The 13302-nt window shown below is 60.4% G+C and carries 12 protein-coding genes; 10 read left to right on the top strand and 2 right to left on the bottom strand.

Features of this window, described 5'->3' with window-relative positions; translation table 11 throughout:
• The 10 genes from nuoL to ACZ9DP_RS27445 all read left to right on the top strand — a co-directional run bounded on the left by nuoL (position 1) and on the right by ACZ9DP_RS27445 (position 12165).
• Complete coding sequence (gene nuoL, locus ACZ9DP_RS27490) at positions 1-2001, top strand: NADH-quinone oxidoreductase subunit L (RefSeq protein WP_476204164.1); 2001 nt, start codon at positions 1-3, stop codon at positions 1999-2001.
• The gene (locus ACZ9DP_RS27485) at positions 2001-3512 is read left to right on the top strand and encodes an NADH-quinone oxidoreductase subunit M (protein ID WP_074067423.1); all 1512 of its coding nucleotides are present in this window, start codon (positions 2001-2003) and stop codon (positions 3510-3512) included. The genes nuoL and ACZ9DP_RS27485 overlap by 1 nt, the downstream gene beginning before the upstream one ends.
• Positions 3513-3530: 18 nt before the next feature.
• Positions 3531-4976 (top strand): NADH-quinone oxidoreductase subunit NuoN, encoded by a 1446-nt coding sequence (gene nuoN, locus ACZ9DP_RS27480; protein ID WP_074067425.1) that lies wholly within the window; start codon positions 3531-3533, stop codon positions 4974-4976.
• A complete protein-coding gene (locus tag ACZ9DP_RS27475; RefSeq protein ID WP_476204163.1) occupies positions 4976-5740 on the top strand; it encodes a biotin--[acetyl-CoA-carboxylase] ligase in 765 nt (254 codons plus the stop codon). The genes nuoN and ACZ9DP_RS27475 overlap by 1 nt, the downstream gene beginning before the upstream one ends.
• Before the next feature lie 8 nt (positions 5741-5748).
• Complete coding sequence (locus ACZ9DP_RS27470; protein ID WP_476204161.1) at positions 5749-7419, top strand: ribonuclease J; 1671 nt, start codon at positions 5749-5751, stop codon at positions 7417-7419.
• Between the two features lie 3 nt (positions 7420-7422).
• On the top strand, positions 7423-7827 hold the full coding sequence (gene mce, locus ACZ9DP_RS27465) for a methylmalonyl-CoA epimerase (protein ID WP_074067430.1): 405 nt from the start codon (positions 7423-7425) through the stop codon (positions 7825-7827).
• 122 nt (positions 7828-7949) lie between these two features.
• Complete coding sequence (locus ACZ9DP_RS27460) at positions 7950-8225, top strand: DUF1467 family protein (RefSeq protein WP_476204160.1); 276 nt, start codon at positions 7950-7952, stop codon at positions 8223-8225.
• A gap of 593 nt (positions 8226-8818) precedes the next feature.
• Positions 8819-10141, top strand: a complete 1323-nt coding sequence (gene proS / locus ACZ9DP_RS27455) for a proline--tRNA ligase (protein ID WP_476204159.1) — start codon at positions 8819-8821, stop codon at positions 10139-10141.
• 17 nt (positions 10142-10158) lie between these two features.
• Entirely contained in the window at positions 10159-11466 is a 1308-nt protein-coding gene (locus ACZ9DP_RS27450; RefSeq protein WP_194729415.1) for a lipoprotein-releasing ABC transporter permease subunit, read from the top strand.
• Positions 11467-11481: 15 nt separating this feature from the next.
• Positions 11482-12165: an ABC transporter ATP-binding protein gene (locus ACZ9DP_RS27445; protein ID WP_476204158.1), complete on the top strand. Its 684-nt coding sequence runs from the start codon at positions 11482-11484 to the stop codon at positions 12163-12165.
• Here ACZ9DP_RS27445 and ACZ9DP_RS27440 read toward each other — a convergent pair whose 3' ends face one another.
• Positions 12166-12630 carry a DUF5680 domain-containing protein gene (locus ACZ9DP_RS27440; protein WP_074067441.1) on the bottom strand — a complete coding sequence of 155 codons (465 nt, stop codon included), beginning with the start codon at positions 12628-12630 and terminating at the stop codon, positions 12166-12168. It lies immediately after the preceding gene.
• A gap of 71 nt (positions 12631-12701) precedes the next feature.
• On the bottom strand, positions 12702-13280 hold the full coding sequence (locus ACZ9DP_RS27435; protein ID WP_476204157.1) for a hypothetical protein: 579 nt from the start codon (positions 13278-13280) through the stop codon (positions 12702-12704).
• Between the last annotated feature and the right edge of the window lie 22 nt (positions 13281-13302).

The following is a 13302-nucleotide window of genomic DNA, read 5'->3' as shown; positions in this document are numbered from 1 at the left end:
ATGTTCCTCTATAAGGCTATTGTCTTTCTTCCCTTGATCGGCGCGATCATCGCCGGCCTCTTCGGCCGTGCGATCGGCGCCAAGGCATCGGAATACGTCACCTGCGGCCTGATGATCGTCGCCGCTGTCCTGTCCTGGTACGTCTTCGTCACCGTCGGCATGGGGCATCTCGAAGGCGGGCCGATCAAGGTCGAGGTCCTGCGCTGGATCCAGTCCGGCGGCATCGATGCTTCCTGGTCGCTGCGCGTCGACACGCTCACCTCCGTCATGCTGATCGTCGTCAACACGGTCTCGACGCTGGTGCACATCTACTCGATCGGATACATGCACCATGATCCGCATCGTCCGCGCTTCTTCGCCTATCTCTCGCTCTTCACCTTCGCCATGCTGATGCTGGTGACCTCCGACAACCTCGCCCAGATGTTCTTTGGCTGGGAAGGCGTGGGTCTGGCTTCGTATCTGCTCATCGGTTTCTGGTACAAGAAACCGTCGGCAAACGCCGCCGCAATCAAGGCCTTCGTCGTCAACCGCGTCGGCGACTTCGGCTTCGTGCTCGGTATTGCCGGCATCTTCGTTCTGTTCGGTTCGATCAACCTCGACACGATCTTCGCCAATGCCTCGAGCTTCGCGCCGCATGAAGGTGTCGAAGCCGCGGGTGAAGTCGTACTTAACCTCTTCGGCATGCAGCTCGACAAGGCGCATGCGCTGACCGGCATTTGCCTGTTGCTCTTCATGGGCGCGATGGGCAAGTCCGCTCAATTCCTGCTGCACACCTGGCTGCCGGACGCTATGGAAGGCCCGACGCCGGTTTCGGCACTCATCCATGCCGCGACCATGGTCACCGCCGGCGTCTTCCTCGTCGCCCGCATGTCGCCGCTCTTCGAATTGTCGCCCGATGCACTGGTCTTCGTCACCATGATCGGCGCGATAACCGCCTTCTTCGCGGCGACCGTCGGTCTCGTGCAGAACGACATCAAGCGCGTCATCGCCTATTCGACCTGCTCGCAGCTCGGCTACATGTTCGTGGCGCTCGGCGTCGGGGCTTACGGCGCGGCGATCTTCCACCTCTTCACACACGCCTTCTTCAAGGCGCTTCTCTTCCTCGGCGCCGGCTCGGTGATCCATGCCGTCGACGGCGAGCAGGACATGCGTTACATGGGCGGCCTTCGTAGGCACATCCCGGTCACCTTCTGGATGATGACGATCGGCACGCTGGCGCTGACCGGCGTCGGCATCCCGTTCACGCCGGTTGGTTTCGCCGGCTTCTTCTCGAAGGACGTGATTATCGAAGCGACCTACGCCTCGCATTCACCGGTTGCAGGCTTCGCCTTTACGCTTCTGGTGATCGCGGCCCTGTTCACGAGCTTCTATTCCTGGCGTCTTGCCTTCCTCACCTTCTTCGGCACGCCGCGTGCCTCGCACGAGGTGATGCACCACGTCCACGAATCGCCGCAGGTCATGCTCGTGCCGCTCTATCTTCTGGCGGTCGGCGCCGTTCTCGCGGGTGTCCTGTTCGAGGGCTACTTCTACGGCCACCACTATGCCGAGTTCTGGAAAGGCGCGCTCTTCACCGGCGCCGAGAACGAATTGCTGGAAGAATTCCACCACGTGCCGGCCTGGGTGGCGCTGAGCCCGTTCATCGCGATGCTTCTCGGCTTCGTGACGGCTTGGTACATGTATATCAAGTCGCCCTCGACGCCGCGCGTTCTCGCGCAGCAGCACCGCGTGCTTTACCAGTTCCTGCTCAACAAGTGGTACTTCGACGAGCTCTACGATTTCCTCTTCGTCCGTTCCGCCAAGGCGCTCGGCCGCTTCCTGTGGAAGAAGGGTGATATCGGCGTCATCGACGCTTACGGCCCGAACGGCGTTGCCGCCCGCGTCGTCGACGTCACCAATCGCGTCGTCCGCCTGCAGACCGGTTACCTCTATCACTATGCCTTCGCGATGCTGATCGGCATTGCCGCACTCGTTACCTGGATGATGCTCGGGAGTTCCTTCTGATGACCGATTGGCCTATTCTTTCAACGGTCACCTTCCTGCCGCTCGTCGGCGTGGTGCTTCTGCTGCTGATGAGCGAAAACGGCCCGAGCGGCAGGCGCAACGTGCTCAACATCTCGTTGATCACGACCATCGTCACGTTCATCGTTTCGCTGTTCATCTGGATCGGTTTCGACAATGCGAACCCGGGCTTCCAGATGGTCGAGAAGCATGGCTGGCTTGGCACGGGCATCGGCTATCATGTCGGCGTCGACGGCATCTCGATGCTGTTCGTCGTCCTGACGACGGTCCTCATGCCCTTCTGCATTCTGGCGAGCTGGCTCTCCATCGAAAAGCGCCTGAAGGAATACATGATCGCCTTCCTCATCCTTGAAGTGATGATGGTCGGTGTCTTCGTGTCGCTCGATATCGTGCTCTTCTACGTCTTCTTCGAAGCGGGTCTCATTCCGATGTTCCTCATCATCGGTGTCTGGGGTGGCAGGGACCGCGTTTACGCAAGCTACAAGTTCTTCCTCTACACGCTGCTCGGTTCGGTACTGATGCTGCTCGCCATCATGGCGATGTACTGGCAGGCCGGCACGACGGATATTTCCGCGCTGCTCGCCTACAAGTTCCCGCCTGCCATGCAGACCTGGCTGTGGCTTGCCTTCTTCGCCTCCTTTGCGGTGAAGATGCCGATGTGGCCGGTTCACACCTGGTTGCCGGATGCGCACGTCCAGGCACCGACGGCCGGGTCCGTCATCCTGGCAGGCGTGCTTTTGAAGCTTGGCGGTTACGGCCTCATCCGCTTCTCGCTCGGCATGTTCCCGGTCGCGTCCGATTTCTTCGCGCCGCTGGTCTTCGCCCTGTCGGTGATCGCCATCATCTACACCTCGCTGGTCGCGATGATGCAGGACGACATCAAGAAGCTGATCGCCTATTCGTCGGTTGCCCACATGGGCTACGTCACCATGGGCGTCTTTGCGGCGAACATGCAGGGCGTGCAGGGCTCGATCTTCCAGATGCTGTCACACGGCATCGTTTCGGGAGCGCTCTTCCTTTGCGTCGGCGTCGTCTATGACCGCACCCACACCCGCGAGATCGTGGCCTATGGCGGCCTGGTCAACAACATGCCGAAATATGCCGTCGCCTTCATGGTCTTCACCATGGCGAATGTCGGCCTTCCGGGCACCTCGGGCTTCATCGGCGAATTCCTGACGCTGATGGGCGTCTTCCGCGTCAATACCTGGGTAGCGCTCTTCGCCGCAACCGGCGTGATCCTGTCGGCAGGCTACGCTCTGTGGCTCTACCGCCGCGTGATCTTCGGCGCGCTGGAAAAGGAAAAGCTGAAGGCGCTTCTCGATCTTTCGCCGCGCGAGCAACTGATCCTCTATCCGTTGGTAGCACTGACGATCTTCTTCGGCGTCTATCCGGCGCCGGTCTTCGATGCGACGGCCGCCTCCGTGGATATGCTGGTGAACAACTATACGGCCGCCGTAAACGCTGCGCACGACGTTGCGCTGTCGATGAATTGATGACGGGACTTTTTGGACATGACCGCTGAAACCATTCTCGCAAGCCTGCATCTTTCCGCGCCGGAGATCATCCTCGCGGTCGGCGCCCTTGTCCTGCTCATGATCGGCGTCTTTGCGGGCGAGCGGTCGGGCCGTATGGTGAGCGTTCTGGCGCTGATCCTGTTTGCGGCCTCTGCGCTGTGGCTGATCTTCGTGCCGGGCGATGGCCTCGCTTACGGCGGCGTCTACCAGGCGGACGGTTTCTCCCGCTTCATGAAGATCACCGCGCTCGTCGGCTCCTTCGCAGCGCTCTTCATGTCGATCGGTCTTGCCAGGGAAAACCAGCTCGACAAGTTCGAGTTCCCGGTCCTGCTTGTGCTCTGCACCCTCGGCATCTTGCTGATGATCTCGGCAAACGACCTGATCGCGCTCTATCTCGGTCTCGAGTTGCAATCGCTGGCGATCTACGTCGTGGCGGCGATCAACCGGGAGAACCTGAAGTCCACCGAAGCGGGCCTCAAGTATTTCGTTCTCGGCGCGCTTTCCTCGGGCTTGCTGCTTTACGGCATGTCGTTGGTCTACGGCTTCACCGGCCATACGCATTTCGACGATATCGCCCAGGCGCTTTCCGCCGAAGGTGCCCGCTCGCTTGGCCTGGTCTTCGGCTTGGTCTTCATCCTCGCGGGCATCGCCTTCAAGATCTCGGCGGTCCCCTTCCACATGTGGACGCCGGACGTATACGAAGGTGCGCCGACCCCGGTCACCGCCTTTTTAGCAAGCGCGCCGAAGGTTGCGGCCATGGCCATGATGACGCGCATCGTCATCACTGCCTTCCAGCCGGTCATTGCCGACTGGCAGCAGGTCGTGGTCTTCATCTCGATTGCCTCGATGCTGCTCGGCTCCTTCGCCGCCATCGGGCAGCGGAACATCAAGCGTCTGATGGCCTACTCCTCGATCGGTCACATGGGCTATGCGCTCGTCGGGCTTGCCGCCGGCAACCAGACCGGCGTGACGGGCGTGATGCTCTACATGGTCATCTATATGGTCATGACGCTCGGCTCCTTCGCGATCATCATGTCGATGCGCCGCAAGGACGGCACGGTCGTCGAAGCTGTCGACGATCTCGCCGGCCTTTCCAGCACGAACCCCTTCATGGCGACGGTGCTGACGACCCTGATGTTCTCGCTCGCCGGCATTCCGCCGCTTGCAGGCTTCTTCGCGAAGTACTTCGTCTTCGTCGCTGCCATCGAAGCCAAGCTCTATGCGCTCGCCATCATCGGCGTTCTCGCGTCGGTCGTCGGCGCTTACTATTATCTGCGTGTCATCAAACTGATGTGGTTCGATGAAGCGACGGATGAGTTTGCCCGCGTTTCCGGCCCACTTCGCCTCGTGTTCGGCCTTTCCGGCCTGTTCGTTCTTGCCTATGTCGTCATCGGTGGCCCGATCGGCGGTGCGGCCGAGCTCGCGGCTGCGACGCTCTTTTGATGATGTTTCCCGTGCGGCGCCGGATATCGCTCGGCGATTTCCGGCACGAGGCGCTGTCGGAAACATCCTCCACCAACAGCGAATGCCTTGCCCGCGCCAGGGCAGGGGACGATGGTTTCCTGTGGGTGACTGCGGAAAAGCAGACCAGTGGCCGCGGCCGCCGCGGCCGCGCCTGGGCTTCGGAACGGGGCAATCTCTACGCTTCCCTTCTCTTGATCGATCCGGCGCCGATGGATCGCCTTTCGTCGCTTCCGCTGGCAATCGCCGTTGCCGTGCATCAGGCAATCCGCATGGTTCTGCCGCCTGGCGCAGCACCGCTCGAGGTGAAGTGGCCGAACGACATCCTGATCGGCCGCAGGAAGACCTGCGGAATCCTCGTCGAAGGTGAAAAGCTTGCAGATGAGCGCTACGCGCTGGTGATCGGGATCGGCATCAACGTCGCCCTCATGCCCGACAATCCGCTCTACCCGGTGACCTGTCTGCGCCAAGAGGGAAGTACCGCCGCCCCCGAGGAACTCTTCGCCCATCTCTTTGCTTCGATGGCAGAGGTGCTCGACGTTTGGAACGAGGGACGAGGCGTTCGCGAGATCACCGCCCGTTGGCGGGATGTCGCCTGCGGCATCGGCGAGAAGATCACGGTCAATCTGCCGGACCGCTCGATTTCCGGACAATTCGCCGGGATTGATGATAATGGCTTGTTGATGCTCAAAACCGGCACGGGCAAGATGATGCAGATTGCCGCCGGGGATGTATTTTTTGGATAGTGGAGCTTATGGCTAAGCAGGACGAACTGGTATTTCTGCCTTTGGGCGGTGTCGGCGAGATCGGCATGAATCTCGCGCTATACGGCTACGGCCCGGCAGATCACCGCCAGTGGATCATGGTCGATTGCGGCGTCACCTTCCCGGGTCCGGATCTTCCGGGCGTCGATCTGGTGCTGCCCGACATCCGCTTTCTCGCCGCCGAGCGCAAGAACCTCAAGGCGATCATCATCACGCATGCGCATGAGGATCACTACGGTGCACTGGCCGACCTCTGGCCGGGCCTGAATGTTCCCGTCTACGGCTCGCCCTTCACCGCGGGCCTGCTGGAAGCCAAGCGCAATTTCGAGAAGGATGCGATCGGCGAAGTGCCGGTGACGATCTTCAAGGCAGGCGATACGATCAATGCCGGTCCCTTCAGCATTGAAGGCGTGGCTGTCAATCACTCGATCCCCGAGCCGATGTCGCTGATGATCCGCACGCCGCTCGGCAATGTGATCCATACCGGTGACTGGAAGATCGACCACGAGCCGTCGCTCGGACCGCTGACCGACGAGACCCGCTTCCGCCAGCTCGGCGACGAGGGCGTGTTAGCGCTGATGTGTGACTCCACCAATGCGCTTCGCGACGGCGTTTCGCCGTCCGAAAAGGACGTTTCGGAAAGCCTGAGCAGGATCATCGAGAATGCCGAAGGCCGCGTTGCGGTCACCAGTTTCTCCTCGAATGTCGGCCGTATCCGCACCATTGCCGAGGCCGCTGAAACCGCAGGCCGCGAAGTCTTGCTGCTCGGAAGCTCGCTGAAGCGCGTCGTCGATGTCTCGCGCGAGATCGGACTGATGGAAGGCGTCAAACCCTTCATTTCCGAGGACGAATACGGCTATATCCCGCGCGACAAGGTCGTGGTCATCCTGACCGGCAGCCAGGGCGAGCCGCGCGCAGCGCTTGCCAAGCTATCGCGCGACGAGATGCGCAACGTCGCACTCGCCGCCGGCGATATCGTCGTCTTCTCATCCCGCGCCATCCCCGGCAACGAGAAGGCGATCCAGGACATCAAGAACGGCCTCACCGAGCAGGGCGTGCACGTCATCACCGACAACGAAGCGCTGGTTCACGTCTCCGGCCATCCGCGCCGCAACGAGCTGCAGAAGATGTACGAGCTGACACGCCCGAAGATCGTCGTGCCGGTGCACGGCGAGGCGACGCATCTGACAGCTCACAAGGAACTGGCGGAACAATCCGGTATCGGCATCGTGCCGCGTGTGCGCAACGGCGATATTCTGCGACTTGCGCCCGGTCCGGTCGAGGTCATCGACGAGGCACCGCACGGACGCATCTACAAGGACGGCATGCTCATCGGCGATTTCGACGAGATGGGGATCGGCGAGCGCAAGAAGCTCTCCTATGTCGGCCATGTCGCGGTCAGCCTCGTGATCGACAGCCGCTACGACATCGTCGGCGATCCCGATCTCGTGGCCATCGGCCTGCCGGTCTATGACGACGAGGGCGACGAGATGGAAGACACGCTCTTCGACGCCGTCGTCGGCGCTATAGAGAGCATCCCGCGCGCCCGCCGCAAGGACCTCGACATGATGCAGGAGGCGGTGCGCCGCGCGGTCCGCGCTGCGGCAAACCAGACCTGGGGCAAGAAGCCGATCGTCACGGCGTTCATCACAAAGGTCTGATCGATGCTTGGCCGCGTCAACCACATCGCCATCGCCGTCCCCGACCTTGCCGCAGCAACGGCAGGCTACCGCGACACGCTGGGTGCCAGGGTCTCGCAGCCGCAAGCTTTACCTGAACACGGCGTCACCGTCGTCTTTGTCGAATTGCCGAACACCAAGGTCGAACTGCTGGAGCCGCTCGGCGAAAATTCGCCGATCGCCGCCTTTCTCGAAAAGAACCCTTCCGGCGGTATGCATCACATCTGCTACGAGGTTTCGGACATCCTTGCGGCGCGCGATCAACTCGCGAAATCGGGCGCGAGGGTGCTTGGCAGCGGCGAGCCGAAAACCGGCGCCCATGGAAAGCCTGTGCTCTTCCTGCATCCAAAGGACTTCTTCGGCACACTGATCGAGCTGGAACAGGTCTGAGGCAGGCTGCGGCAGAGTGACCTGACTGCGGAAGCGTCCGGATATGGGATTTGAGCTATCCACCATTCCGCTCTATAAGCGCGTCTGTTGCAATGTTTGCAACGGCGTCGCGGGACACAGAAATGCTGCAGACTTTTCTACAGGGCTTTGCCGTCTATTTCGTCGTGTGGTGGATCACGCTTTTTGCCGTGCTGCCGATCGGCCTGCGCACGCAGGCGGAGGACAATGATGTGGTTCTCGGCACCGTTCCGAGCGCGCCGACGCGTTTTCGGGCGCTTTTCACCTTCTCACTGACGACCATCGTTTCGGCGGTTATCTATGGCGCCTGGTATATCTCCTCGACCTATTTCGGCTGGGGTATCGACGCCCTCCCGCAGATTGGCCCGAGCTTCCGATAAAATGGAGCTTTTGCTCAATCTTTGAGCATATGTAAACTTGCCGGAAAGTCGGAGCAGTCATACGGGCGTCACGGAAATGACGCAGAGAAACTCACGCAACGGCATGACGCCTTGCCGTAAGGTAAGACCTAGGGCTTTTCTGCGTCGAGTTAGGTTGGAAAAACCAAAAAAAAACAAGGCTGAAAGCCTTGTTTTAAGTATCGCGTGATCTGTAACCGTTGCCGGGGCTGCGACGAGCGCGCCTAAGATCTGATCCTCCCAAGACTTGACCGCGAATTCGACAGGAATTTAATCTCCCTGCCTGTTTTGTGAGCTAAAGCTAGCTCAAAGATTAAGCTTTGTCATCAGCTTTTTTTGCATTTTTGCTACACTTGAGAAAAAAATACCTGTTGACAAGATTTTGATGCAAACCTTTAGAAATGCCCGCTTTTTTTCGCATAGGCATTTTTCGGCCGCAAACTTGCGTCTACGATAGGCTGCTCGCGCGTCACGCGGGTTTCTTTCCGGCCGCGAAGCGGTTATGACGCTCCCGATATCAACGATCGCCGTCGATTCCGCATGAGAGCGGAATCCCAACTGCTCTGGAATCCGTCATGCGTCTGTCCCGCTATTTCATGCCCATCCTCAAGGAAAACCCCAAGGAGGCGGAAATCGTCTCCCACCGGCTGATGCTGCGCGCCGGCATGGTCCGCCAGCAGTCGCAGGGCATTTATTCCTGGCTGCCGCTCGGCAAGCGCGTTCTCGACAAGGTGAACTCGATTATCCGCGAGGAGCAGAATCGTAGCGGCGCGATCGAGCTTTCCATGCCGACGCTGCAGTCCGCCGAGCTCTGGCAGGAGAGCGGGCGCTACGACGCCTATGGCAAGGAAATGCTGCGTATCAAGGACCGCCAGGACCGGCCGATGCTCTATGGACCGACGAATGAGGAGATGGTGACGGATATCTTCCGTTCCTACGTCAAGTCCTACAAGAACCTGCCGCTGAACCTCTATCACATCCAGCTGAAGTTCCGCGACGAGATCCGCCCGCGTTTCGGCACGATGCGCTCGCGCGAGTTCATGATGAAGGATGCCTATTCCTTCGATCTGACGCGTGAAGGCGCCGAGCACTCTTACAAGAAGATGTTCACGGCCTACCTGCGCACCTTCGACCGCCTGGGGCTGCGCGCCATTCCCATGCGCGCCGACACCGGTCCCATCGGGGGCGATCTCAGCCATGAATTCATCATTCTCGCGGAGACCGGCGAATCGGAAGTGTACAGCCACAAGGATTTCGTCAATTTCGATATCCCGCCGGCCGATACCGATTTCGACGATGCCGCCGGCCTGAATGCGATTTTCGACAAGTGGACCTCTGTCTATGCAGCCACCTCGGAGATGCACGACGAAGCAGCATTCAACGCCATCCCGGAAACCGAGCGTCTTTCGGCGCGCGGCATCGAAGTCGGCCACATCTTTTATTTCGGCACGAAATATTCCGAGCCGATGGGCGCCAAGGTGCAGGGGCCAGATGGCAAGGAACACACTGTTCACATGGGTTCCTACGGTATCGGGCCGACACGCCTTGTTCCCGCCATCATCGAAGCATCGCATGACGACAACGGAATCATCTGGCCGACTTCTGTTGCGCCGTTCGATGCGCTCGTGATCAACATGAAGGAGGGCGATGCCGGTTGCGATGCAGCATGCGAGACGATCTACGCGGCGCTTTCGAAGGCCGGCAAGGACGTTCTCTATGACGATACCGATGATCGCGCCGGAACGAAATTTGCCACCGCCGACCTGATCGGCATACCGATGCAGATCATCGCCGGCCCGCGCGCGGTCGCGAACGGCGAAGTGGAACTCAAGGACCGCAAGACCGGTGCCCGCGAAACGATGACGATCGACGCGGCGATCAACAAGCTCTTGGCGTAAGGCCAAACGGAGGCGAAATGGCAGATGCGGCGGTGGACCAGCGGGGTTCGAAATCCGGCTTCGGTCCGGCGGTCAGGCCATTTTCCGCCTTCGAACGCCTTGTGGCGTGGCGTTATCTGCGCGCGCGCCGCAAGGAAGCCTTCATCTCGGTCATCGCCGGCTTTTCCTTCGTCGGCATCATGCTGGGCGTTGCGACGCTGATCATCGTCATGGCGGTCATGAACGGTTTCCGCACCGAGCTGATCTCGCGCATTCTTGGCATCAACGGCCATATGATCGTGCAGCCGGTGGACGGACCTTTTACCGACTATGCGGCATTGACCGACAGGTTCGCGGCGGTGCCCGGCATCAGGATGGCGCTGCCGTTGGTCGAGGGGCAGACGCTGGCGTCGGGCCAGGCCGGTGCTGGAACCGGCGCACTGGTGCGCGGCATCCGCGCCGAAGACCTGACCAAGCTCAAGACGGTTTCCGACAATATCAAGTCCGGAGACCTCGTCGGATTTGCTTCGGGGCAGGGCGTTCTCGTCGGTTCGCGCATGGCGGAGCAGCTCGGTCTGCAGGCAGGCGACACCATCACGCTGATTTCACCGGAAGGTGACGTGACGCCGATGGGCATCAATCCGCGCGTCAAATCCTACACGGTCTCCGGCATCTTCGAGATCGGCATGTCGGAATATGACGCGGCGATTATCTATATGCCGCTTGAGGAGGCGCAGCTCTATTTCAATGCCGAGGGCCTCGTTCAGTCGATCGAGCTCTTCGCCAACAATCCCGACGATATCGACAATCTCCGCCCCAAGGTGGAGGAAGCGGCAGGCCGTCAGATCGCCATCACCGATTGGCGCCAGCGCAACCAGACCTTCTTCTCCGCCCTGCAAGTGGAGCGCAATGTGATGTTCATGATCCTGACGCTGATCGTTCTGGTCGCGGCGCTGAACATCATCTCCGGCCTGATCATGCTGGTGAAGGACAAGGGCAGCGATATCGCGATCCTGCGCACCATGGGCGCGACGTCCGGCGCCATCATGCGCATCTTCTTCATGACCGGTGCTGCGATCGGCATCGTCGGCACTATTGCTGGCGTGCTGCTCGGCGTCGTCGTCTGCATCAACATCGAGTCGATCCGCCAGTTCTTCTCCTGGGTCACGGGCACCGTGCTCTTCAATCCGCAACTCTATTTCCTGAGCCAGCTGCCGGCCGAGATGAGTCTCGGCGAGACGGTCTCTGTCGTCGTCATGGCGCTGGCGCTCTCCTTTCTCGCGACCATTTTCCCCGCCTGGCGGGCCTCGCGGCTCGATCCGGTGCAGGCGCTCCGCTACGAATAAGGAATGCTGATTTCAATGAAACGGAACGTCGTTCTCAAGCTTTCCGGCGTCGAGCGTCACTATGGCCAGGGCGATACCGTGCTCACCATTCTGAAGGGCGCCAATTTTACCCTCCACAGCGGCGAGATCGTCGCCCTGGTCGCTCCTTCGGGCACCGGCAAATCGACGCTGCTGCATGTCGCGGGCCTGCTGGAGCATCCGGACGGCGGCGAAGTCATCGTCAACGGTCAAGTTTGTGAAGGGCTGACCGACGAGAAGCGCACGGCGATCCGCCGCAGCGAGATTGGCTTCGTCTACCAGTTCCACCATCTCCTCCCGGAGTTTTCGGCCCTCGAGAATATCATGATGCCGCAGATGATTGCCGGTCTGCCGCGAAAGGAGGCGGGCGAACGCGCAAAGCAGCTGCTCGACTATATGCGCATCGGCCACCGCGCCAGCCATCGTCCCGGCGAGCTTTCGGGCGGCGAGCAGCAGCGGGTCGCGATTGCGCGCGCGGTTGCCAATGCGCCGACCGTGCTTCTCGCCGACGAGCCGACCGGGAACCTCGATCCCGAGACTGCGAGCTACGTGTTCGATGCGCTGGAGGCGCTCGTCCGCCAGTCCGGTCTTGCAGCGCTGATCGCCACTCATAACCACGAACTCGCCGGCCGCATGGACCGTCGCGTGACCCTCAGCGACGGTAAGGTTGTCGAGTTCTGATTAGGGGCGGATGAGGCCGCCTCGGTAGTCCAGCTCGTAGGCTCTCCGCTCTGCAACGATGATCATTTCCCGTCCGCTGAAGTGATCGCAATCGCCGGTGCTGTGGTCGGCATAAAAGCCGAAGGCATGCTCGAATTCCATGCCGCCCAGGAAGCGACTGTATTCGGCATACATCGTCGAAAGCGCGGCTTTGATGACGGCGCCTGCCTTCTCCCCATCGATCAGCGTCGGCTCGACAATGCGGCCGAAATAGTTCATCACCCAGACGGGCTCGCCGCCCAGCCACACGACTTCTTGTCCGGCGAAATCCGTTCCGCCAAAATAGCTGTCGAGATAGCGCCATTCTCCGCGCTCGTAGCCGATGTCGTGCGATCCGCTGCGGCAGGGGTCCAGCTTTCTCCCGCCGCCGACATAGGTATTTGCCTTCGCTTCGACGATGAAGCCGTTCAATGCAGCAAGATTCATGGCTCTCGGTCTCCCGCGCTGAAGCTCTCCCAAAAACGTATGCCTGTAAAGAACAAAAAGAGAACTGGCGACTATTGGCCGCAGATCGATTGACCGGTTTCGTCGCTCCACTGCTCGATGGTGATCACGCGCGGCGCGGCTTTCACGTCCTTTCCGTTCTTCTGCAACTTGCCGGTCAGCGCATTGTAGTCGCATGAACCGCCGGCATTGGGATCGAGCGTGTCGTAGTGATTGTGGGTGTAACCGGCGACAACGAATTGCTTGTTGCGGTAGGCAAGCGTCAGCGTCAGATCCCAGCGCTCGCGGCCGATCGCGCTGTTTTGGGAATGGACTGCAATGGAGGATTTGCCGGCAGCCTTGATCGTGGGCTCTTGGCCGAAAACGCCGTCTGCATCCGTGCTGCCCCAGATCTTACTGGGCGCGCTTGCCGAAAGCCTGAGCAGTTCGTGGTCGGCGTCGCGCAGATAGATGTAGATGCCGATCTGCTCTTTTCTCTCCGCATCGGCCGGTGCGACGAGGATAGCTAGATCCAGCTTGCCGTCGCCGTTCCAGTCTCCCGTCGCGCCATCGACGATGGCGCCAGGGTTTATGTCCGCAGCCGACGTCGCCGTTGCGACGAGAATGGCGATGAATGCAATGACAACCCTCATAATTCTCCTCCGGTCCGCCGTT

It is taken from the genome of Rhizobium sp. USDA 4016 (assembly GCF_056279705.1).
The sequence above is the reverse complement of the archived record's forward strand: the minus strand, read 5'-3'. Positions and strand labels throughout refer to the sequence as shown.